Here is a 23,519-nt window from a genome sequence, read left to right on the forward strand (position 1 = left end):
TCTTTTGCAACGGCAACATCACCCCTGTGCATATATAAACCAAGGTTGGTTTCTCGGCAATAGAAAAAGCCCATGACGGGCTTTTCTTTTGTAGGTGTGTCGCACGTTGCTCATTTACTGTAGCACACTCGAAGATTCGATTCTTTTTGGCATGATTGAACAAATTCTTCAAGGGACTTAGTGCTCAGTAAATTGGTTAGAAGAATGAAAAATCAGTACGCTCCTCTTGTTTTCTCACTGTACTCACGTGTCTGGGATTCTAAAACGGATGCCTGGGTCAACCTTTCTGCGAGCGGAGAGATGGCGAGTGTCAAACACACAATAAAGAGGAGCTACTCCCACCTCAAACTCTTTTTCTTTTCCAAAAATACCCTTCTTTTGGACGGAGCCCGCTTTCATTCTGGTTTAAACTCAACTAGAGAATAGGAGTAATAGAAGAAGATCTACTTGTATTGCAGCTGAACCGGTGGTTGGATCAATCTTTTTTCATCAAGTTACTGTTTGAATATCTTAGTTGATTATAGTTAAAAGATAGCTGCCCGCCCATAAAATATAGGCTAATTGTGTAATCACATACATGATATATTCAAAGGCTGATAGTGTTCGATGATGTTTCAATTTCCTTAGCTTTAGATAAAAAATAAATGTACAAAATACCATCAGGATGACAGCTGCTTCTTTTACGGTTTCTAACAAGTCCATATCTGTCCACCCCCATTGCCTCACACGTTGCTGCAGCCGTTTAGTAACTAAATGATGGCGGCCGTCTGCATTGTGTCCATTGTTCAAATGAATAAGCGATCTTAATTAGATTTCCTTCTGAAAAGGCAGCCCCTGCAAAGGTGACGCCGAATGGCTTTCCGTTTTTCTTATAACCGGCTGGTACAGCTATTGATGGGTAGCCGGCTTTTGCACTTATTGTGGAACCAATATAGGATGGGAATAGGATGGCATCAAGATTATATTTCCTCATCGTATAATCAATCCCTTGATTTTGGGAATAATGCAGATCATCCAGCCTTGCTTTCAAATAGGCGGGATTCCTTAGTGTATCGGATAAGGCAGCCCTTTGCTCCAGCTTATCCTGTCCGTATTTCAGCGCTTTGCTTTCATTGTCTACATTGAATTGGATTAATTCTCTCAGTGAATGTACAGGCAAGTGATTAGGTAATGACGATAAAAAGTGTTCAAGGCTATGCTTTAATTCATATAAACTCACATTATGGCTCCAGTTACGATGAAAAGAAGGGATTTCCACTCCTTCAATAAGTACAGCACCTGCTTCTTTTATTGCTTGTATTGCATGCTCAAACAGAACTTCATCATATTCATCCGATTGATAAAACATATTGGACGCATCTAAGAATACTCCGATTCTAGCTTCTTTTAGCCCCAGAGGATCTAAAAAATCACTGAATCGGCTTAGCTTCTTTCCGGCAATCTTGCTGGTTGCCGCATCCTGGGGATCATGGCCGGCAAGAATATCCAACAATAAAGCGGCATCCTCCACGTTTCTGGCCAAAGGACCTGGTGTATCCTGAGAAAAAGTGAATGGTATGATGCCTCTCCTGCTGATTAATCCGATAGTCGGTTTAATTCCTACTACAGAGTTTTGGATGGCAGGACTGAGAATGGATCCATCTGTTTCTGTACCTACTGATACAACGGAAAAATGAGCGGCAACAGCTGCAGCCGATCCAGAGCTTGAACCGCCTACAAAAAGGGCAGCATCTCCATAAGGGTTTAACACCTGCCCTCCTCGGGAGCTGTATCCTGCCCACATGCCACTTGACATGCCGTTCGATAATTCTGTCATATTCGTTTTTCCGAGAATAACCGCTCCTGCTTGCCGCAGTTTACCCACAAGAAATGCATCAGCGGCACTAACATACTGTTCTAAAGCGAGTGTCCCTGCACTTGTATGCATATAATCACCGGTTTCAATATTATCTTTTAACAGAACCGGTATCCCATGCAACTGGCTCCTCGCACCTTTTTCCTTACGTTCTATATCGAGTCCTTCAGCAATAAATAGGGCATCTGGATTGATTTCCAAAATGGAATTGATACAAGGGCCGTCCTGATCAAAACATGCGATTCTCCATAAATAATACATAACCAATTCTTTCGAAGTTACTTCTCCTGAATCCAGCGCTTTTTGAAGGGTTTTGATGGTCATTTCTTCCTTGCAGTAACGGTTATAAACATTGTCCATAATAGAACTCCTTTTACAATACAAGTGTGTATACAGTATCCATTCTATAAAGAAATAACAAAATCCTTCCATTTAGAGAGCTTATTATCCATTTACAGCCGTCGATAGACTCATCGTTGCTTACGAAATAGCCTTTACATAACCCGGTCAATAGTTGACCTGAGAATGGAATGATCAAACTGTCCCAGGGATTCACTTTAAATCGGTTGAAAAAATAGCAGAGAAGGGCTTTTCCACTCGATATTGAAGGTCTTGTTAACAGGATGGCGCCAAACAACGAATGCCGATCCATGTATACTCCACCATATCGAATGGTCTACTGTGAAGATTCATTTGGATATCTATAGCTATAGATGAACATATTCCGATGAAACATACTGACTTTCCAAAGCCCCGCCAATTCATTAAATTACCAAATTTAACCATCTCTTTTTGACATTTTCATTAAGAATCCCTTAAATAAATGGAATTTCTATGAAATTAATCCACAAATATGTTATAAGCACTATATGGCATGTTTAGCCATTACTCACCTATTTAACAAGAAAGGAATGAGCATGTTGAAACAATGGAGAATAGATAAATACGGATTGAATCTTGTGATACTGTTGTTATGTCTGTTCCTAACCGGAATGCCAAACGTACTGGCAGCATCGACCAGCGATGGCCAAAGCATACTTGACGATGAAAAAGGCGTAAGCTTGACAAAAATCAGTCCGAATGTCTGGATGCATACAAGCATCGGGATAGTGGATGGAGAAAAAATACCGGCAAATGGTTTAATCCTTGCTACATCTCAAGGACTCGTCATGATCGATACACCATGGGATGATGATCTTACAGAACAGTTATTTACTTTGGTCAAAAAACAGTTTCCTCATAAAAAAGTGACTGATGCCATTGTGACACATTCCCATGATGACCGGATTGGGGGAATCAAAACGCTTTACAATAAGGGCGTTAACGTACACAGCACTGAACTGACTGCAGATTTTGCACAACAGCGAGGATTTGAAAGACCGCTAGGAGATCTAAAAAAAGTGGCCAATCTGAAATTTGGACACCTCAAAATCCAAACTTTTTATCCGGGGAAAGGGCATACTGAGGATAATATCGTTGTCTGGCTGCCACAGGAGCATATTCTGTTCGGAGGATGTTTAATCAAGTCTTTAGAAACAGCCGAAATTGTTCAGACACCAGGTTCGTTCGTAAACGAGTGGCCTAAATCTGTTCAAAAGGTTATGAAAAAATATAATCAAATCGAACAAGTTATCCCTGGACACGGAAACCCAGGGAACGAACAATTACTGGACCATACGATTGATTTATTGCAATAACCACCTTAGTGCCATCGCTAAAGTCACCTGTATAGATAATTATTCTAGTAATGAGGTTGAATTGTAAAATCACCTATAAATCCTCTGCATGAAAAGAACCATCATTTTATTAGCATCAGCTTAAAATGATGGTTCTTTCTTTTTTTTGGCACATATAGCTGCACATCTTTTAAATTGAGAATCTATGCAGGGTAGAATTATATTCATTGGGTGTCCCCTGCTTAAAAGACTCTTATTGAAAATGAGTATAAGAAAAAACAAAATCCTATTATGCAGCAGTGCATTTGCTCTGATAATAACGCCTAAAAAGCACAGTATGATACTGCTGGGGCATACTGTGCTTTGTTTCTACTCGTTATTTTTCTTTTTTGCTTTTGCTCTGTGATCTGCTTCTTTTGAACGTTTTTGAGCAACTATATCATCCTGGTCAGCCAGTTCTTGTGAGAATTCAACATCTAGGCCATCTGATTGAAAAGCCCCTGCCGTATTCATAATTTGATCATTATCTTCATTATTTTGGTTATTGAACATCAAAAAAACCTCCAATCGAAATGTAGTGTACTCAAATAGAATGTGCAATTGTCTTGGCCTTCATTCATTTCGCTACGTATTATCGGGCAATGTGTTTCCACTGAAGCATCCCCTTGCAGCATACTCAATAAATATATAAAGAAAAGACTACCTTAATGGTAGTCCTGGATTTCAAGGCTGCTTCCATTAGTAGACAAGCCTGTCATTCATTTCTAAACCTTTAACGAACTGCGGAATCCTCTTGCTGCGTAATAAGAATCAGCTCCATTGTGATACATAAAGACCGTGTCGTAGCGGCGATCGCAAAAAATAGCTCCCCCCATTTTTCTAATACCAGCAGGTGTTTGCACCCAGCTCGATGTTTTCATATCAAAATTCCCTAATTTTTGCAGTTCCCGATATTGGGCTTCTGTCAATAGTTCGGCACCCATTTCAGTTGCCATATCAATAGCATTATTATCTGGTTTGTGTTTTTTCCTTGACTCTAGTGCTTCACGGTCATAACAAACACTTCTTCTGCCTTTAGGGCTTTCCGCAGAACAATCATAAAAAATGTACTCTCCTGTTTTTTCATCAATAGCAATCACATCCGGTTCACCGCCTGATTTCTCCATTTCATTAAGTGACCACATTTTATCTCCATTAGCTTCTAGCTTAGCTTGGACATCTGCCCATTCAAGACCCTCATGGCGATTCATGTTTTTTTCAAAACGAGCTTTCACCGTTTTCATTAGTTCAGCTCGCTGTTCTAATGGCAGCTCGCGTTGTTTCTCTGGCATATAGGTTTCCCCCTTGTTGTTTCTATCTTATCTCACTATCGTTTAATGAGAATAAAACAACCCCATTTTTTATTATTTTGGATAGCATTGCTTATACTATAGTACATATTATTATTCGATCATATGATTCACACTTCCTTCTTTCATTATTCCTATTGAAGATAAAAGGTTTTCCTTATATTGAACATTGCTTGAAGTGAAATTTCATAACAAACGCTTCAATTAGGAGGCGTTCACGTATGTGGAAAGACAAATATGAAGATTACAAGATATGTTTCTAGATGAACCTTTTAAGTAACTACAGGGTATCGAGAGACCTTCTTTCGTACGTTCACTCGAAGTCTTAATTAAAACGGGATTTGACTAATTCAAGCAATCTATCTGTCATGTCACCTGAAACAGTATAGATCGTATTTGTATCTTCTGTTTTCATAAACGTGCTTCTTTTCCCCTTTTCGCCTATCCATAAGAATAAACTTTGCTGGCTGACTTTATCGTAAACAACATCCATATAGAATTCAGGGCCAGCCATATCAACTATGCCATCCTCTTTTACTGCACTAGAGAACATATCCTGAAAGGCTTTAAGTGATTTTTGATCATCAAAAGTAATTGTATTGAATCCTTTTGGTTTTGAAATGATTACGCTTGTAAAATGATTGTCTATTGAAAGGTGTTTATTGTTTTCCGGTATAGATGGTGAATTTACATTTGTCTCGGAAGAACTATTCTCTTTCGATTGACAACCAAATAGAAACAAAACCATAAAAACTAAAGATAAAGCCACACATGTGATTTTTTTCAAAACGATTACCTCCTAATCTCATTACTATTATTCTTATTAGACGAGAAATGGCTTCATGTAGTTTCTAATGTAGCAAAGAAAACAGAATAATCAACATCAACTATCTATGCGAAAATAACCTTTCTTTATTCTTAATTTATATGGTTTTATTTTTCTTCATATAAGCCGCCCGCAACGTTATTCATCTGAATTTCTAGACCCCTTCTACTAAAAGACTCACTGAACGCAGACTTTTTTCCTTTATTTACTATAAATGAATATTAGTCATTATGTTGATAAAAAAAACACTTCTTCAATAATATATACGCAAAAAAAAAACAGACCCATTAAAGAATCTGTTTAAGCGGGATTTGGCATTTTTTTAAGCTTTCGCAAGTAAGGAAGCATAAGAATAGCACCCATAACGAACGTAATTCCTTCCGTAATAGTCAAAGACCAAATGACTCCATTCAGGTCATACAAATGATGCAGTACTATTACAACCGGAATAAATAAGAAACCTTGTGTAACCGACATGATCCCAGTTGCGAACCCTTCCCCGGATGCTTGGAAGATACTAGTGAATAAGCCCGTAAATCCATTGAAAACAGATGAAATAAGTTGAGCGGTTAAGATTAATGCCCCAATGCTTAGCACGGCTGAGTCACTTGTGAATATTTCTAATACAGGAATTCTAAACAGATAAGCAATCCCTGCAAACACAATTGAGATTCCGCCAATCCATAACGTTAATTCTTTTAATGTTGCATATAAACGTGGTTTATTCTTTCCGCCAAAATTGTAAGCAATTAAAGGAATAGCCCCGATAAATAATCCCATCGTAATAAATTCAGGGAGCTGTGCAACCCTTACAGCAATCCCAAAACTTGCGACGACTTGCTCTCCATATTGCATGGAATAATTGTTCAATAATAACGTTGTGACAATCATAAAGAACATGTTAAATAATTCTGGAACACCGACTTTATAGATTTCTAATTGCTCAACAACGGAGATTCTCCAATGCTTTAAAAAACCTCTTAGTGTTTCACTTTTTCGTTCTAAGAACCAAATATAATAAATACTTGCTGCTGCATTCGCTAAAATCATCGAAAGAGCTGCACCTATTACATGAAGGTTTAGAATTAAAATGAATAACACATCGAAAATAATGCTGAAGATCACACTAATAAACATTCCATACATTGATTCTTTTGCTGCGCCTTCAGAACGTACAACTTGTTCTAACGTAAAATTCAAAATAATCGCAAAGCCACCCGCAAAAAGAGTCATTGTATACTGTTTCGTATAAAGTAGGGTTGCGGCATCAGCCCCTAACAGATGAACAATTGGATTTACAATTAATAAGGCGATTGCAGAAATAATAAGGCCGCAAATGATACTCATATAAAAAGCATAGCCTGCTACGGATTTCCCTTTATGGAGATTCCCTTCCCCTAACAAACGAGTAACAAATGTACCCGCCCCAACACCAAACACATTTCCAATTGCCATTAATACAGTAAATATAGGTAAACCTAATGTAATCGCACTTAGCATCGTCGTATCATGGACTAATCCGATAAAAAATGCGTTAATTAAGTTGTATACGGTACCTGCCGAAATCCCAATCATCATCGGAATGCTTAGATTTGCTAACGCTTTCCGTATCGGCGCTTCCTTTAGATAATAAATATTGGATTGATCCCCTTCAAACTTTTCCATGTTTCCCATCCTCTCGGTTTCCATTCTTATATAGCAGGCATGCTACTATTTTCTACAGAATAAAAAAGGTAGCAACCTTATATTAAGAACACTAACAATTAGCATTCTAACTAAAAGTGTATACGACCTGATTGGCCGTAGTCACTTACAGATTGGAATCAATTTTTTTCAATAGCCGTAAAAACTCTGCTTTTTCTTCTTCTGTTAAAGAAGCAATCAATTGATCTTCCATGGCTGAAAAAATATCATCTATTTGATCCACCAATTCTTTTCCCTTTTGTAATACGAATATTTGTTTTTGGCGTTCATTATCAGCTTGAATTTTTCTCTCAATATATCCATTCTTCTCAAGGCCTTGAAGCATACTTGTAATACTCGCACCTTTTCGTTTAAATGCTTTGGCTAAGTCCTTTTGAATTAACCCTTTTTCTTGATGTTCAGCAATATACATAATCATTCTACCTTGTTGAGGATTTACTTCCAGTTCTTTTGTTCGATTCCATGCTTGAATCCCTAAATTATGAGTAATGGACCTGATCAAGTTTGAGTACGGTGTATCAGACATTATTGTTCACCTCCAAAAAAGTAGAAGTCTAACTGTTCGATTTCAATATATCTTCATTTTTGCGTAATGTCAACACAAAAGAGTAGTTCTCTTGATGAAATAAAAGAACATGCAAAAGTGATTGTGTTTTACATTCCCCTGTCCAACCGAGGTTTATTTATTTTGCTCTCAGAGTTGCACAAAGCCCTCATCTCTCCTATTTATTATGCTTAACAAGCTTTTGCTGGTTTATTTTCACAAATGTATATGTTTAACCGATCCTGCTCAAAGGATCTATATTTATTTTGGATTCCTTTTGTTAGTTAGGATTTATATTTCTTTATTACGTCAGGAAGATGTCAATACAGATATTTTTTAAAATAAAAATAGTATTATAAATTATTTTGATATAATTATTGAAAGGAGGCTTTGAGAAATGGATTTTATGAAAACCTTTTTATATTTAGAGATTAATATGTTATCTATCCTTTTGCTTTTTATAATATTTAAAAATATCACTCTTCCAGGAGTTCCTTACAAATCGCTTGATCAAACATTATTTAAACTTTTAATAGCAACCATAATGACTGCTTTTATATTCGATTCCGGGATGTGGTACTTAGATGGCAAAACATTTAAATATGCAATGATCTTGCATTATCTGTCTACCTCCATCTATTTTTTGGTTCATCCGTTAACAGGTTTTTTCTGGCTTCTTTATGGAAAATATAAACTGGCCCACCAAATAGGCGGTTTTAAAAAAGTGCTTCTGTATTTAATACCGGTTATCATTCATACTTTATTGATTGCTATCTCATTCGAAACCCATTGGCTTTTTTATATCGATGAACAAAATATTTATCACCGTGGTGAATTATTAATGTTCACGCCCTTATTGTCGTTTATATATTTTATAATTATGTTTTTTATCATTATGAAAAGGCTGCAATTTAAATTCAATACACTATCCAAAGACTTGTATCTTTATTTTTTCTTATTTCCAATTCCCCCTTTAATCGGATCCATCATTCAAATGTTGTTTTACGGAATTTCTTTAATATGGGTGGGATTACTAATTTCTGTGTTCTTTATATTCATCCATTTTCAAAATAAACAAGTATATACTGATAATTTAACAGGTTTATATAATCGTTGTTTCTTTGAAAATAACAGGGAATTCATAAAATTCCATTCAAAAAGCACATATGTATTTGGTTTAATGATTGATCTCGATAAGTTTAAATACATCAATGACACGTATGGCCACTTATCTGGAGATCAAGCTTTAAAGGAAGTGGCTCACGTATTAAAAAAGGTCTGCGGAAAAAATGATAATATTATTCGATTTGGCGGTGATGAATATTTAATAATTGGAAATTGTAATCAAATAATGGATGTTGATCATAAAATTTGTTCGATCAAAACAGAGATTAAAAAAAAGAATGAATTAAATCATCTACCCTTTACTATTTCATTAAGTATAGGAAAAGCAATTAAAAGCCAGGAAAAATTTACAACTATTACACAATTAATTAATGAAGCTGACGATAAAATGTATGAAATAAAAAGAATGAAAGCTTGAGAATAAACTAGGCTGCCAATACCAATCCTTATCATTTTTTAAATGGCTGACAGAAAGATCTTCCCTATGGACCTTAAACTAAATACGTGGTCATATGCCATTTCTTCCTATCCATGTTATCCAGTGTGAATTAGTTGATTTAAACCCGTTTTTTCATGTTGGTCCGGCCATGAAGATTTGACTCAACAAAAGAAATGATTGTTGTGTATGTGGCAACTAGGTTTCTAGTTTAAGAGAGATTATGCAGGAAATCAGCCATGTTCGTTTCGATAGTTATGTATTTTTTAGACATCAGCAGGATCCTATCTTTAAACATAGAAAGAGATACTCTAATGATTGATTAGCCATTACAAAACCCTTTATGTGCATCTGATTCTAAAAAAGGAGGAGGGCTCCATGAAGACGTTCATAAGCCTTACGATCATGGTATCTTATCTTTTATTGCTTAATGCTTGCGATCATAATGAAAAAGTCACAGATAAAGGATATCCCCGGGTAAAGGATTCAACGTATAATGAGCAAGATTTGAAAGATATAGAGTCATTTATAGCGGATGCAGCGCTTAATAAAACCGCAGGTATCACTTTTTTAAGCCAAGGGCCTGAAACACAACTATATGCAGAAGTTGAATCAACGAATTCTAAGCTTTCACTTTCTTTTTGGAAAGATGACGACTACAAAAACAGAGAAAACTACAGTTGTTCATACTTATATAAAAAGGAAGATCAACAATTCATCAAGTATGAGATAAACTGTAATAAACTTGAACAGCCTTTTACCTTATATAGGCTAAACAAAGAAAAAATGAAACGCATGTAAAGGAAAGAAATCCTGTTAGGCATATGCCTAACAGGATTTCTTTAACTCTATTTGTAAATCAGCATTTCACCTAATCAGATTAAGACATCATAAAAAATCTTTCAATGCCTTACTTCTGCTTGGATGTCGCAATTTCCGTAGCGCTTTGGCTTCTATTTGCCTAATCCGCTCTCTGGTGACACCAAATACCTGCCCGACTTCTTCAAGCGTGCGTGTTCTACCGTCATCCAATCCAAAGCGGAGCCGGAGCACATTTTCCTCTCGGTCAGTCAATGTATCGAGGACATTTTCCAATTGCTCCTTCAGCATTTCATAAGCTGCGTGTTCTGCTGGAGAAGTAGCATCGGTATCTTCAATGAAATCGCCCAAATGGGAATCGTCTTCTTCTCCAATCGGTGTCTCTAAAGAAACAGGCTCTTGCGCTACTTTAAGGGCTTCACGCACTTTTTCAGCCGATAGATCCATTTCTTCACCTATCTCTTCAGGTGTTGGCTCCCTCCCAAGATCCTGGTGTAACTGGCGCTGGATCCGTATCAGTTTATTGATGGTTTCCACCATATGCACAGGAACCCGGATGGTTCTTGCTTGATCGGCAATTGAGCGTGTAATGGCCTGGCGAATCCACCATGTTGCATACGTGCTAAATTTGAATCCCTTGCGGTAATCAAATTTTTCAGCAGCTTTAATTAGGCCCATATTCCCTTCTTGGATTAAATCAAGAATAGTCATCCCACGCCCGGCATAACGCTTGGCAATACTGACTACAAGACGCAGGTTGGCCTCTACCAATTGCTGTTTGGCCTCTTCGTCCCCCTGCTCAATTCGCTGGGCAAGTTCAATCTCTTTTTCACCAGAAAGAAGCTCTACATTCCCTATTTCTTTGTAATACATTCGTACCAAGTCATTCGTATTGACGGTAATATTGCCCAAATGGATAGGTTCTTCCTCTTCCTTTTCTTCCTTAGCCTCTTTAAATTCAATGCCTTCATTGTTGATCAGGCTTACAATTTGATCAAAGACATCGGGCTCAAGCTCAAACGATGATAATTTATCATTCAACTCATCATAAGTCAGGCTCTTTTCTTTTTTCCCTTTTTCGATTAACTCCGAAACAGCATGGTTCAGTGTCGAATCCATGTCGGTACTCCCGTTCGGCACATGTAATGATAGATGATCAGACATATTAAACCTCCCTTTCAAACCATTTATGTTGTGAATGGTAAAAGTTATCTTATGGTTAGAAAGATTAACTTTCATAGCATTTTGTATTTTCCTCATTTATATGGGGCCATGAACTAAGCTTCTTAAATTCATATGGTACCCATAGGATAAGAACTGCTCCTTTGTCATATGAAGTGAATCAAATAAATGCGGCCCTTTTGTAGAAATAAGCTTAAACAAAGCATTTACATTCGAGGAAAAAATATAGACGGCCGGCATGATGTCTGTTGAACGGTCCAATACGCCTTCCTCTATTCCACCCTTTACCCATTGTGCCAATAGTTCATTGATTTTTTTACCTAAAGAAAAAATCCGTTCCGAAGAATCCGTTAACGGTGTTTTCCCGGTATGTTGAAATTGTTCTACCGTTTGGGCTGAAATTTGGTGATTTTCATAATAAGAGAGCAGACATTCGCAGATTTGTTCATACCTGCTGATGAATGTTTGCTGTGTATGGAGAGCCTCTTCAATATTGGTCATATGCTCTTCCAACCCTTTGATTACGAGATAATTCAGGATTTCTTCCTTATTGGCGAAATACTTATAGATCGTTCTCCTGCTGTAACCTGATTTTTGGCAAATATCAGTGACAGAAGTTGCATTGAATCCCTTTTCTATAAATAATGATTCTGCCTCATCCGCAATATTTTTCTGATGCAACGCAAAAATATTATCCCTCATCGTATATATACCCCGATTCTACAAAGTATACTCGCAGTATACCCCAAAAAGTGAACACTTTCAAATAATTACATGGATTGTTCCATATATACTGGTATATATCATCAATTAACCTCATTTTCATTTATTCTCCCTGCAGGTGATGAAATCCTTCTCATTTTTACTAGACTTGTATTTATATATCGAAAATTGTAAAATAATATTCATTCAGAATATTTATACAACTAGTCACTGGTTTCCTTCACGGGCAGCTTTTTGCCCTGAAAGATCCAACCAACCGTTTATATTTCTACAAAGAGGGTGTTAAGCATGTCAACACAGTTAACTGAAGAGAAACAGTTAGAAAGGGGTTTAAAGAACAGGCACATCCAATTAATTGCCATAGGCGGAGCGATAGGGACAGGATTATTTCTCGGTGCCGGAAAATCTATTCATTTAGCTGGTCCTTCCATTATGCTGGTATATTTAATCATTGGCATGTTCCTCTTTTTTGTCATGAGGGCCATGGGAGAATTATTGATCTATAAATCTTCTACTGGTTCATTTATCGAATTTGCAGAAGAGTTCATCGGGCCATGGGCAGGTTTTATAACCGGCTGGACATATTGGTTTTGCTGGATAGCGACCGGGATTGCGGAAATAACCGCTGTCGGCGTATATGTGAAATTTTGGATACCAAGCGTGCCCCAATGGATTCCGGCACTTGCCTGTGTCCTTATATTGCTGATTATCAATATGACGGCTGTCAAAGCATTTGGTGAAATAGAATTTTGGTTTGCTCTAATTAAAATCGTTGCCATCGTTGCCTTGATCATAATTGGCCTGATTCTCATTTTTATGGGCTATTCAAGCAATGAAACGACAGCCACCTTTTCAAATCTTTGGAGCTACGGAGGCTTCTTTCCAAACGGAGCAACAGGTTTTTTACTCGCTTTTCAGATGGCTGTGTTTTCATTTGTCGGAATTGAACTAGTCGGAGTAACCGCCGGTGAAACAATGGATCCCCAAAAGTCTATCCCAAAAGCGATTAATAGCATTCCAATACGGATCCTTCTTTTTTACATCGGTGCATTATTAATCATCATGTCCATCTATCCTTGGAGCGGAATCGATCCTGCAGAAAGTCCTTTTGTAAGGGTTTTCTCATTGATTGGAATACCGGCTGCAGCCGGCATTATTAACTTCGTCGTATTAACCTCTGCCGCATCCTCCTGTAACAGCGGTATTTTCAGTACAGGCAGAATGCTTTTCACTTTAGCCAACGACCACAAGGCCCCTAAGCGTTTAGGCAATTTAAGCAGCCGCAACATTCCGGCACCGGCGCTTTTATTCTCCTCATTCGTCTTGCTCATTGGTGTACTTCTTAACTACTTGTTGCCGGACGAAGTTTTCACACTTGTCACTAGCATTGCGACAATCTGTTTCATTTGGGTATGGGGTGTCATTATTGTCTCCCATCTTCGCTACCGGAAAACAATGCCGGAGAACGCACGGAATAATCCTTTCAGAATGCCGCTTGCTCCTTTTTCGAACTGGCTGGTTCTGATCTTCTTTGTTTTCGTCATTGTTCTATTAGGATTTGCGGATGATACTAGAATAGCCTTATTCGTTACTCCAGTTTGGTTTCTGATTCTTATCATCGCCTATTTGTTTATGAAGTCTAAAACACGTTCAAGCAAATAACATACCAAACCTCCCCCTCATTCGATTACGGGGGAGGTTTTCTTGTGCATTACTCTATTATTCTTCCCATAGCGATTGTATTATGGTAACTCCCATCGGCAAGCAATTTGTCCTTTTTCAATATTCCTTCTACCATAAAACCTGCTTTCTTATACATACGTACAGCTTTCTCATTGGACTCGGTCACAAAAAGGACCATCTTTTTTATATCGTTGCCATCTGCCCATTTAATCGCTTCCTGAAGCAGCTGCTTTCCGATGCCATATCCCCAGAATTCCTTTACTACGCAAACTCCAAACTCGCATTTATGGGAAAATCGACGTAATTCGCTTCCTTCACATCTGGCGAATCCGACTATTCGCCCCTCGCTTTCAGCTACAAGTAAGAGATGTTTGCTATTTTCGGAATCTCTTTTGATGATTGCCTTAAACCCATGCTCATCTATGTATGCCTCTCCCTTTTCCCTATCCAGATTTTCTGTCTCCCCATCAATCTGGAGCCTAACAGCAGACAATTCCTTTGCATCCACCACTTCAGCTGACCGGATGATAAAGGCAAGGCCCTTTACACAATATTCTTGTTTTTGAATAATCATCTTTACTCCCTTTTCCTATTTATTTAATAAGTCTATTTTTCGCCAAACTAGTAGGAACAAAAAAAGCACAGTTATCTGCCTATTTTAAAGAAATCTATTAATAAAATAGTATTATCGTTCAATCCTATCATTTCCTTCATTCATATACTAACGATGAAAGAAACATTCATTATGGAGGGGTTTTTATGTACCAAAATAACAAAGGAAATTCCAGCGCGCCTTGCGGTGGCCATAACCATCAAGAAAAGGATCACTCAAACTGTAAAGGCTGCATTTGCAATACGTTAAGAAAATTGCGGACACAGACAGAGGTTGATGTATTCTTATCCAGCGGAAACGTGCTGGAAGATGTCATTTTCATCACACTAAACCAGAAGAATTGTTGTGCTTATTTCAATGACCCAACAACAGAACCAGGTTCTACTCTGATTGTTGATTGCCAAAAAATTGAAGCAATCCGCATTGAAGCTGATTGATCTTCATATAAACATTCAATAGCAGACAAAAGTAGCACAGTAGTTTAATGGACTGTGCTATTTTTGTCTGTTCCTCCCTTTTTTATGTCTGTTTATAAAAAATCTTCCAAATCGCTCATGATACTTCTCAATACATCAATTGAACCTATTGTATCCTCTTCATATTCCAAACCATGGTTTACATTCGGAATTAATTGTGACCTAATATAAGTGTTTTTAACGACCTTAGCATATCGTACCTCGTTGAATACGGGGTCCTTGTCGCCAATGAAACATAAACCCATATGCTCGCTTTTCACCATTTCTCCCAAAACATCCTCTCTTTGGATTAACGGTGTCATCCAAATAGCCTTAGTGTTTTTCATATCCGCTCTTTCTAAAACAGAATTCATTGCTATGGTTCCTAATGATTTTGCAATGATATAAGAATCATCATATGAATGGTCCGCCAATATACAATCAAGGACAGCATTCACATCATATTTGATTGCTTCCTTGATTTCTTCCATACTGTAATCGTTGTATGTATAATTCACTTGCAGCACATCAAATGAGTGATTGAGGAACAAGCTCGTTGTGTAATGGAGGAGAGGCGCCTTTACGGTATATCCTGCACCAGGGAGAAGAACCGCCAAATTCTTGGACTCTTTCCTTTTACGTATCATTGTAAAAGGGATTTCCCTTTCTTTATACCCTTGGATGTAATTCGTTTGAATATTCAACATTCTTCACTTCTCTCTTCGACATATTTAGATTATTTACATGTTATTCTACATCCATGGCAAAAACCCTTTCCTATTTTGGGATTTCCGGAAATCACCCTTGTTCTGCACATGTTTGATTCTTGCTTTCCCCTTCAATGACCAATAGCTTAGTAGTTGCACTTTCCATAAAGTAAACCACCAGAACATTACGAGGGCATTGAAAAAGTCTGAAGTGTAACGAAAAAGGAGTCTGCAATCTAAAACATCTAGATTACGGACTCCTTTTATATTGCTATATTCAGTGGCTAATCCCACTTTTTTTCATCATTAACCACTTTTCTGGCAAACTGTACTGGTGGTTTTCTTTCCAGAAGCCTTATTGTTTCCCTGTGCTGCCGAAGCCGCCGCGGGATTGTTCCTCCAACTGCTCCACTTCCAATATTTCCACACTTTCCATCTTTTTATTGATGCGGAATTGGCAGATTCGATCGCCTTCTTGGATAACGGTATCACGCAGGGCAAGGGCTGCGAAAAACCATTGGTCATCATTGCCGCAATATGATTCATCCACAACACCGAATGAATTCGTTTGGAGAATGCCAAAGTTCTTGTAGGTGCTTGATCGCGGCACCACATTTGCTTCGTAGCCTTCTGGGAGCTTCATTCCGACACCAAGAGGGATCAGTTTGAAATCAAATTGGTTCATGGAAACCGTTTCAGCCGCTCGAAGATCGATCCAATCTCCTATGGCAATCTTATTGATCTTCTCCAAATTAGGATTGAAATATTTTACTTTTATCTGTTTTGTCACGGTGTTAACTCCTCACTTATTAATCGTTGAAATAGAAGTCCTCATCCTTCAGATGTTCAACAAGCGCTTTTTTGTATCCATTCCCTTTCATTGAAAAGAAATCATGCGATTTGGTTTTCGTATCCAAACCGTTCAATACCACTGGATTGACTTCTTCTTCTTCAAAGTAAGGGGCGAAGCCGAGATTCTGCATTGCTTTATTGGCATTATAACGGACGAATTTTTTTACGTCAGAAGCAAGATCCACTTGGTCATAGAGATCTTCTGTATAGTCCATTTCATTTTCATACAATTCAAGAAGAAGTGTATAAGCAAAATCGCGAAGTCCCTCTTTTGTTTCTTCATCTTGTTCATTGTAGATTTCCTGTGCCAACAAACCAATGTATACGCCATGGATTGCTTCATCACGGATGATCAGATTGATGATTTCACCGCTTTGCATCAATTTCCCTTGGCCGTAGAAATAAAGAGGATAATAAAATCCGCTATAGAACAGGAAGCTTTCCAAAAAGACCGATGCCACCATCGCTTTATATAGTGTCAATGGTTCACCTGTCTTGATGTCCTCGTAAATGCCCACGATAATAGATGCTTTCGTCTGAAGGAATTTATTCTCCTTCACCCATTTAAAGATATCATTGATTTCTTCTGTCGAAGCAAGCGTCAGGAAAATATTGGAGTACGATTTGGCATGGACCGCATTTTCCATCATAGCCATAAAATTCAGCACCGCTTTCCGTTGGTGCCCTTGTATTTGCTCGGCAATTTTAGGCATGCCGGTGTTCCCTTGCTCCGTATCCAGTAAAGTCAAACCGCCAAGGACTTTTTTATACGTATCTTTTTCCGCATCGCTTAAATATTTCCATGTCAGTAAATCACCGTTCAGGCTGATTTCCTCAGGGAGCCAGAACTGCTTTGTGTTCTGGTTATAAAATAATTGCGTAAAGTTATCTTCTTGTTTAGACCAATCTGCTGCATCAAATACTTTTGTCATGCTACTGCCCCTTCCTTAAATCGTACAAGATAGGCAGCCTTCCTGCCCTGTATCCTTCGTTCTTGCATAATACAATGTCTTGATTCCTTTATGGTGCGCGTATAGATCGATCTTATTAAGGTCGCGCGTGGTCATTGTGTCTTTCATGAAAAGGGTAAAAGAAATACCTTGATCTACGTGTTTCTGGATCGTGGCAATCATGTCGACAACCTTGAACATATCCATATCATACGCCTCTTTAAAGAAGAACCAGTTCTCTTTGCTGACATAAGGCATTGGATAGTACGTTTTTGAATTGCCGTACGTTCTTTCTTCGATGCGTTCCATAATCGGCATGACGGATGCGGTTGCCGATTGTACATAAGAAATAGACCCAGTAGGCGCAATGCATAAACGATAGCTGTTTGTTAATCCGTACTTAGCCACGTCATCCTTCAGATTCCGCCAATCATCAATAGTCGGAATATAGATCCCCTCGAATAAAGACTGGATTTTTTCGCTTTTCGGCGCAAAGTCTTCCGTCAAATACTGTTTGAAATACTCCCCTGTCGCATAGGTTGAATCTTCAAACCGGTAATATTTTTTCCCCGTTTCACGAGCGATTTCCATTGACCGTTCAAGAGAATAGAAGTTCATCATCATAAAAAACGTATTAGCGAAATCACGGGCTTCTTCACTCTCATAACTGATTCTGTTTTTCGCAAGGAATCCGTGGAGATTCATGGCCCCTAGGCCCACACTTCTCATCAATTCATTCCCTCGTTGGACTGCAGGCGCATTTTTGATTGACGTTTTCTCGGAAACAGTTGTTAAAGCATCGATACCCAATTTGACACTGTCCTTAATGCTTCTGTTTTCCATCACATTAACAATATTCAACGACGCCAGGTTGCAAGAAATATCTAGGCCGATTTCATCTTCCACTCCATAATCCTGGTATGAGGATGGTTTGCTTGCCTGGAGGACTTCGGAGCATAAATTACTGAATTTCACTTCAGAAATGTGATTGTTCGCATGCACTTGGTTCACGTTATCCTTAAACATGATATATGGGTAGCCAGATTCAAAACGCAAAGCCGCAATTTTTTCGAGCAATCTTCTTGGATTAATCTTTTCTTTGCGAACATTCGGATTATCTGCAAGCTTATGGTACATTTTCGTCATATTCATTTCATCAAGATATTCGCCGTATTCTTTATAGACAGAATACGGATAGAAGACATACATATCCTTATCTTCACGTGCAAGCTCAATGAACTTGTCCGGAATGACTACGCCGATGGACAATGTTTTGACACGGACATCTTCATCAGCCGAAATTTTCTTCGTTTCAAGGAAATCGTTGATATCCTTATGGAAAATATTCAAATAAACGGCTCCGGATCCTTGGCGTTGGCCCATTTGATCCGCATATCGGAAAGCATGGTCAAGAAGCTTCATCACTCCGACTACACCTTTAGTGGCATTCTCGATATCTTTAATCGGTTCTCCCTTGGCACGGATTTTTGATAAATTGGTCGATACGCCGCCGCCGACTTTTGATAATTGCATAGCCATATTTTCGCCCATTGAGATATCATTCAACGAATCGTTCATTTCCAGCAGGAAACAGCTGACCAATTCTCCGCGGCGTTTTCTTCCTGCATTCAGAAATGTCGGGGTCGCTGGCTGAAATTCTTGGTTGATCATCATTTCAGTCAGGGCTTTCGCCTTTTCGAAGTCGCCGTCCGCCAAATAAAGTGCGACAATTGCTATACGGTCCTCATAGCGTTCAAGTATTTTTTCTTTATCATTCGTTTTCAGAGCATAATCATTATAAAACTTGAATGCAGACATATAAGAAGGGAACCTGAATTTTTTTTCATAGGCAATATCGAAGATTTCCTTGATTTGCTCATAGCTATATAAGTCGATAAACTCTCTCTCATAATAATCATTTTCAATTAGATAATCGATTTTCTCTTTCAAATCGTGAAAGAATACCGTATTTTGGTTAATATTATCAACGAAGTAGCTATGTGCAGCTTCTTTGTCTTTATCAAACTGAAATACCCCATCCTTCTTAATCATGATTTCGTTATTTAGTTTGAGCCACTTTGGAATTTGTTCTTTCATAAATTCTAGCTACCTCCTGTTTAAATGCTTCGATATCGCTTTTCATGCCGCTCAATTCAAATTTGAGCATAACCGGCACGAGATATTGATTTGATATGGTATCTGCCGCCAAAGCAAAGTTTGATCCCCATACTTTATTTCCGCTGGAAGCGACCCCTTGGAGCAAGTGCCCATTTCTTTCTAGGAAAGCAGCAGTGCTTTCAGGGACACCTCCAAAATCAAATGTATATGTTACTAGGATATATGGTTCGTCTACAAGCATTCCATCGGTTATTTTGATGGTTTTTTCATAATCGAGTTTCTCAACGAAGCGCTGTACGTTTCCTGTTAAACTATCAAATACTAGCAACATACCGTTCTTCCCTCCCCTTCATTGCTGTCTTACTATTTTTCTCTCGATGTCAAGTGTCTATTAAATATTTTTTAAGTATAAAGACTATTATGACAAACCAAAACATCCTTTCAACAGGGATATAAGAATGGATCATCAAGTTGAAAAGAGTATTCTGAAGTTGAATCATATGTTCTATATCATATCAGTTTTTTGATTAGATAAAAGTGTTGACTTTTCTTCTGCTCCGTCTATCTGAATGGGATGAAACGCGGAAAACTTATGCAGGACAAGTGTTTGGCCACTCTTTTATTTTCGATCTGATACAGAGAAAAATTTTTAAGCAAACTTCTTTTTCAATTTATGTAAAAATACATACATATAGATTCGATATCCTCATTTTATACCATATGTTGATATTTATTCAATAAAAAGAGCTGTCATTTGCGACAGCAATTTTTCTATTCCATATGATTTGCTATAGTTAAAAAGCAAACAGGAGAACAAAACCCTTATTAAGGACACTTACTAGGCAGCCAAATGCACGAAATCCCCCTTCAATCGATAAAACCAGACTGAATCCAGGCTAGGCACAGGTTGTCTGATTACCGGCAAATAAACGGCACTTTCACTGGGCAACCGCATGGCATAAAGGTAGGGCACTTGCATTTTTTTAGCTGCAAAACAAGAATATATTTGAAAATAAAATTATTTTAAAATAATCTAAACAGAACCTATTTTTCATGCACACATCCGATTCTATTGTAAGCGAGAAAGAGTCACTTCCTGCATCCAGAGAACTTTGCGTAAAAAAGAATAGAACGCACGTTTTTTATTATAAGTGTACAACCTTATTCCCTCCAGTACAATGGTTTAAAACACTCAAATTAGTCATTAAGACTCAATCACGTAAAGCGGAATAGCCGTTATTTACTGATAATAGAGGCAATAGGTCCTTTTAGTAGGCAAAAAGTTATACATCCCTGAGCTGATTCTCTATAATTCAGAGGTACGCCATTACATCGGAAAGCAGGAAATACATATGAATGTTTACCAATTTGAAGCATTACGGCCTAACGGTGATCTACAAGCCATGTCTGAATTTAAAGGGAATGTTGCACTTATCGTCAACACAGCCAGCAAATGTGCATTTACCCCACAATTCGAGGAGTTGCAAAAGCTTTATGATACATACAAAGAACAAGGATTTACTATCTTGGGATTTCCATGCAACCAATTTGGCGAACAGGAACCCGGCAGTTCATTGGAAGCTCAACAATTTTGTCAAAAAAATTACGGAGTCCGTTTTCCGATTTTTTCAAAAATTGATGTGAACGGAAAGAAGACTCATCCCCTTTTCCATTATTTGAAAAACCAAGCCCCCTTTATCGGCTTCCCGTCAGAACAAGGGGCAGATAAATTGCTGAAAATGATGTTGAACGAAAAATATCCCGAGTATTTAGCCGGTGATGAAATCAAATGGAATTTCACCAAATTCTTAATTGACCGAAGAGGGAATGTAAAAAAGCGCTTTGAATCAAATACGGATCCCTCTACTATGCAAGAAGCGATTTCCGCTTTATTGGATGAGCCCATCTGATAAAGTAAGGATTGTATCTAATGCCCACTAACAGTACAATTGATAATAAACGAATTTTCTGTCTTTATTCTATTTGTTACGGAGGCGTTTTACTTGCAGCACAGTCAACGATTGCAACAATTGCCATCTCAATTCTTTTCTTCTCTCGTCCAAAAGGTAAACAAAGCCATCAACGAGGGCAGAGATATCATTAACTTAGGGCAAGGAAACCCGGACCAACCGACACCCACTGCCATTATCGAAGAATTGTACGCGTCAGCAAAAAAACCAAAAAACCATGGCTACTCCCCATTCAGAGGACTAATCTCTTTCAAGGATGCCATCTGCCAGTTTTATAAACGCGAATACAATGTTGATTTAGATCGCGATAAAGAAGTGGCTATCCTATTCGGAGGCAAAAGCGGCCTTGTTCAATTGCCTCTTTGTTTCTGTAATGAAGGAGATGTAGTTCTTGCTCCCGACCCCGGATATCCAGATTACCTTTCAGGTATTGCCCTTGCAAAAGCAGCGCCTTTCTTCATGCCGCTTGAGCAAAAAAATAACTACCTACCGGATTATTCGCTAATTCCAAAGCACATAGCCGATAAAGCTAAATTAGTGTTCTTAAATTATCCGAATAATCCTACAGGCGCCTGTTCCACAGATTCGTTCTTTCAAGACACGGTTACATTTGCAAGGGAAAATGAGATAGGGGTCATTCACGATTTTGCGTACGGTGCAATAGGATATGACGGCAATAAACCATTGAGCTTTTTGCAGTCTGATGGGGCAAAAGATGTCGGAATTGAGATTTACACATTAAGCAAAACATTTAATATGGCAGGTTGGCGGGTAGGCTTTGCTGTCGGCAATGAACAGATGATCGAAGCGATCAATCTCCTTCAGGACCATTTGTACGTAAGCCTCTTTCCTGCCATACAGGATGCCGCTGCTAAGGCTTTACTGGAATGCCGGGAAGAAGTCATTGAGTTAGTGGGGCTTTATGAAAAACGCAGGAACACTTTCATTGAATCCTGCCGCAAAATCGGTTGGGAAGGGCATTCCCCTGAAGGATCGTTTTTCGTATGGATGCCCGTGCCGGAGGGATTTACCTCAGAAGCATTTTCCGACAGACTTTTAGAGCTTGCAGATGTTGCTGTAGCTCCCGGTATCGGCTTTGGCCCCTGTGGAGAGGGATATGTGCGCATCGGCCTGGTCGAGCCAGAAGAGAGGCTTCTTGAAGCCGTAGCACGGATCGGCAAAAGCCGACTTTTGAAGAAAAAATAAAAAAATAAAAGAACATAAAAACAAACCGGATTTCGTAAAGAAACCGGTTTGTTGCTCAATAATTGCTTTTACACAAAAGATACATTTTTAATTTGAATGTCTGTGATACCATTCACTAATTTTAACTCGCTGATAACAATTCCTCTTGCTTTATTCAGCATTTGCTTCTCGCTGGAATTTAGCGCTTTTTCCTCCTGCATGCGAGTCAAATCTCTAACCACTTCCGCTGCTTCCCTTATATTGCCGGATTTCAGTTTTTCACTGTTGACCTTAATCCTTTGTTTGGAGGGAAGTAATCGGTCCGTCTCACCTTGCCGGCAGTGTTCAAGCAGCTTTTTCATCGTGTCAGCATCCGTAACCGGTCGTAAGCCTAATTTTTCTTCATTTCCTATCGGGCACATAATCTTAAGATCATTCAATGATAATTTAATTATATAATATTGACGATATTCACCTAGAATCTCTTTATCTTCTATTGCTTCGATCACGCCTGCCCCATGGATAGGATAAACAATTTTATCGCCTACTTGAAACAATGATTCCACCTCCGAATATGTTACATATTTATTATAACACATTAGAGGATTTTTATAAAACTCCAATTTTACAATAGGTCTTTTAGCAAGTCAATACTTTTATGAACACTCTTACAAAATATTCAATTTTATTTCTTTATCACTACTCAAAACACAAAAAAAGGAAAAAGCAGGATTCCACGTCCACTTT

The 23,519-nt window shown here is 38.3% G+C and carries 23 protein-coding genes; 7 read left to right on the forward strand and 16 right to left on the reverse strand.

Annotated elements, in window-relative coordinates:
- Positions 1 to 510 precede the first annotated feature (510 nt).
- Entirely contained in the window at positions 511 to 702 is a 192-nt protein-coding gene (locus ABC357_RS09660) for a hypothetical protein (RefSeq protein ID WP_412887295.1), read from the reverse strand.
- A 40-nt stretch (positions 703 to 742) separates the two neighbouring features.
- Positions 743 to 2,215 carry an amidase family protein gene (locus tag ABC357_RS09665; RefSeq protein WP_412887296.1) on the reverse strand — a complete coding sequence of 491 codons (1,473 nt, stop codon included), beginning with the start codon at positions 2,213 to 2,215 and terminating at the stop codon, positions 743 to 745.
- A 632-nt stretch (positions 2,216 to 2,847) separates the two neighbouring features.
- Here ABC357_RS09665 and bla point away from each other — a divergent pair.
- Entirely contained in the window at positions 2,848 to 3,552 is a 705-nt protein-coding gene (gene bla / locus ABC357_RS09670) for a subclass B1 metallo-beta-lactamase (RefSeq protein ID WP_412888630.1), read from the forward strand.
- A gap of 348 nt (positions 3,553 to 3,900) precedes the next feature.
- On the opposite strand, the gene ABC357_RS09675 is transcribed toward bla, so the two are convergent.
- The 5 genes from ABC357_RS09675 to ABC357_RS09695 form a co-directional block, all read right to left on the reverse strand.
- Positions 3,901 to 4,083, reverse strand: a complete 183-nt coding sequence (locus tag ABC357_RS09675; RefSeq protein WP_412887297.1) for a YfhD family protein — start codon at positions 4,081 to 4,083, stop codon at positions 3,901 to 3,903.
- 212 nt (positions 4,084 to 4,295) lie between these two features.
- The gene (locus ABC357_RS09680) at positions 4,296 to 4,862 is read right to left on the reverse strand and encodes a DUF4256 domain-containing protein (protein ID WP_412887298.1); all 567 of its coding nucleotides are present in this window, start codon (positions 4,860 to 4,862) and stop codon (positions 4,296 to 4,298) included.
- Between the two features lie 343 nt (positions 4,863 to 5,205).
- Entirely contained in the window at positions 5,206 to 5,667 is a 462-nt protein-coding gene (locus ABC357_RS09685) for a YhfM domain-containing protein (protein WP_412887299.1), read from the reverse strand.
- A 339-nt stretch (positions 5,668 to 6,006) separates the two neighbouring features.
- Complete coding sequence (locus tag ABC357_RS09690) at positions 6,007 to 7,371, reverse strand: MATE family efflux transporter (RefSeq protein WP_412887300.1); 1,365 nt, start codon at positions 7,369 to 7,371, stop codon at positions 6,007 to 6,009.
- A 145-nt stretch (positions 7,372 to 7,516) separates the two neighbouring features.
- Positions 7,517 to 7,936: a MarR family winged helix-turn-helix transcriptional regulator gene (locus ABC357_RS09695; RefSeq protein ID WP_412887301.1), complete on the reverse strand. Its 420-nt coding sequence runs from the start codon at positions 7,934 to 7,936 to the stop codon at positions 7,517 to 7,519.
- A 415-nt stretch (positions 7,937 to 8,351) separates the two neighbouring features.
- On the opposite strand from ABC357_RS09695, the gene ABC357_RS09700 reads away from it, so the two are divergent.
- Positions 8,352 to 9,497, forward strand: a complete 1,146-nt coding sequence (locus ABC357_RS09700; RefSeq protein WP_412887302.1) for a GGDEF domain-containing protein — start codon at positions 8,352 to 8,354, stop codon at positions 9,495 to 9,497.
- 396 nt (positions 9,498 to 9,893) lie between these two features.
- Entirely contained in the window at positions 9,894 to 10,316 is a 423-nt protein-coding gene (locus ABC357_RS09705; protein WP_412887303.1) for a hypothetical protein, read from the forward strand.
- Between the two features lie 87 nt (positions 10,317 to 10,403).
- On the opposite strand, the gene rpoD is transcribed toward ABC357_RS09705, so the two are convergent.
- Both rpoD and ABC357_RS09715 read right to left on the reverse strand, forming a co-directional pair.
- Complete coding sequence (gene rpoD, locus ABC357_RS09710) at positions 10,404 to 11,498, reverse strand: RNA polymerase sigma factor RpoD (RefSeq protein WP_412887304.1); 1,095 nt, start codon at positions 11,496 to 11,498, stop codon at positions 10,404 to 10,406.
- 96 nt (positions 11,499 to 11,594) lie between these two features.
- Positions 11,595 to 12,218, reverse strand: a complete 624-nt coding sequence (locus ABC357_RS09715; protein WP_412887305.1) for a TetR/AcrR family transcriptional regulator — start codon at positions 12,216 to 12,218, stop codon at positions 11,595 to 11,597.
- 309 nt (positions 12,219 to 12,527) lie between these two features.
- On the opposite strand from ABC357_RS09715, the gene ABC357_RS09720 reads away from it, so the two are divergent.
- Positions 12,528 to 13,901 carry an amino acid permease gene (locus ABC357_RS09720; protein WP_412887306.1) on the forward strand — a complete coding sequence of 458 codons (1,374 nt, stop codon included), beginning with the start codon at positions 12,528 to 12,530 and terminating at the stop codon, positions 13,899 to 13,901.
- Between the two features lie 49 nt (positions 13,902 to 13,950).
- Here ABC357_RS09720 and ABC357_RS09725 read toward each other — a convergent pair whose 3' ends face one another.
- On the reverse strand, positions 13,951 to 14,496 hold the full coding sequence (locus ABC357_RS09725) for a GNAT family N-acetyltransferase (RefSeq protein WP_412887307.1): 546 nt from the start codon (positions 14,494 to 14,496) through the stop codon (positions 13,951 to 13,953).
- 185 nt (positions 14,497 to 14,681) lie between these two features.
- On the opposite strand from ABC357_RS09725, the gene ABC357_RS09730 reads away from it, so the two are divergent.
- Positions 14,682 to 14,972: a hydrolase gene (locus ABC357_RS09730; RefSeq protein ID WP_412887308.1), complete on the forward strand. Its 291-nt coding sequence runs from the start codon at positions 14,682 to 14,684 to the stop codon at positions 14,970 to 14,972.
- A gap of 92 nt (positions 14,973 to 15,064) precedes the next feature.
- On the opposite strand, the gene ABC357_RS09735 is transcribed toward ABC357_RS09730, so the two are convergent.
- From ABC357_RS09735 to nrdI, 5 genes are all read right to left on the reverse strand, one after another.
- Positions 15,065 to 15,697 (reverse strand): alpha/beta hydrolase, encoded by a 633-nt coding sequence (locus tag ABC357_RS09735; RefSeq protein ID WP_412887309.1) that lies wholly within the window; start codon positions 15,695 to 15,697, stop codon positions 15,065 to 15,067.
- 355 nt (positions 15,698 to 16,052) lie between these two features.
- A complete protein-coding gene (locus tag ABC357_RS09740; RefSeq protein ID WP_412887310.1) occupies positions 16,053 to 16,487 on the reverse strand; it encodes a dUTP diphosphatase in 435 nt (144 codons plus the stop codon).
- Positions 16,488 to 16,506: 19 nt separating this feature from the next.
- Positions 16,507 to 17,481, reverse strand: a complete 975-nt coding sequence (gene nrdF, locus ABC357_RS09745; protein ID WP_412887311.1) for a class 1b ribonucleoside-diphosphate reductase subunit beta — start codon at positions 17,479 to 17,481, stop codon at positions 16,507 to 16,509.
- A gap of 15 nt (positions 17,482 to 17,496) precedes the next feature.
- Positions 17,497 to 19,596, reverse strand: a complete 2,100-nt coding sequence (gene nrdE / locus ABC357_RS09750) for a class 1b ribonucleoside-diphosphate reductase subunit alpha (RefSeq protein WP_412887312.1) — start codon at positions 19,594 to 19,596, stop codon at positions 17,497 to 17,499.
- On the reverse strand, positions 19,559 to 19,948 hold the full coding sequence (gene nrdI / locus ABC357_RS09755; protein WP_412887313.1) for a class Ib ribonucleoside-diphosphate reductase assembly flavoprotein NrdI: 390 nt from the start codon (positions 19,946 to 19,948) through the stop codon (positions 19,559 to 19,561). The genes nrdE and nrdI overlap by 38 nt, the downstream gene beginning before the upstream one ends.
- 1,021 nt (positions 19,949 to 20,969) lie before the next feature.
- On the opposite strand from nrdI, the gene ABC357_RS09760 reads away from it, so the two are divergent.
- The gene (locus ABC357_RS09760) at positions 20,970 to 21,527 is read left to right on the forward strand and encodes a glutathione peroxidase (protein ID WP_412887314.1); all 558 of its coding nucleotides are present in this window, start codon (positions 20,970 to 20,972) and stop codon (positions 21,525 to 21,527) included.
- 93 nt (positions 21,528 to 21,620) lie between these two features.
- A complete protein-coding gene (locus tag ABC357_RS09765) occupies positions 21,621 to 22,793 on the forward strand; it encodes a pyridoxal phosphate-dependent aminotransferase (RefSeq protein WP_412887315.1) in 1,173 nt (390 codons plus the stop codon).
- Positions 22,794 to 22,861: 68 nt separating this feature from the next.
- Here ABC357_RS09765 and ABC357_RS09770 read toward each other — a convergent pair whose 3' ends face one another.
- A complete protein-coding gene (locus ABC357_RS09770) occupies positions 22,862 to 23,371 on the reverse strand; it encodes a CarD family transcriptional regulator (RefSeq protein WP_412887316.1) in 510 nt (169 codons plus the stop codon).
- Between the last annotated feature and the right edge of the window lie 148 nt (positions 23,372 to 23,519).

Origin of the sequence: Bacillus kalamii (assembly GCF_047238185.1) — a bacterium.
Lineage (GTDB): Bacteria > Bacillota > Bacilli > Bacillales > DSM-1321 > Bacillus_AD.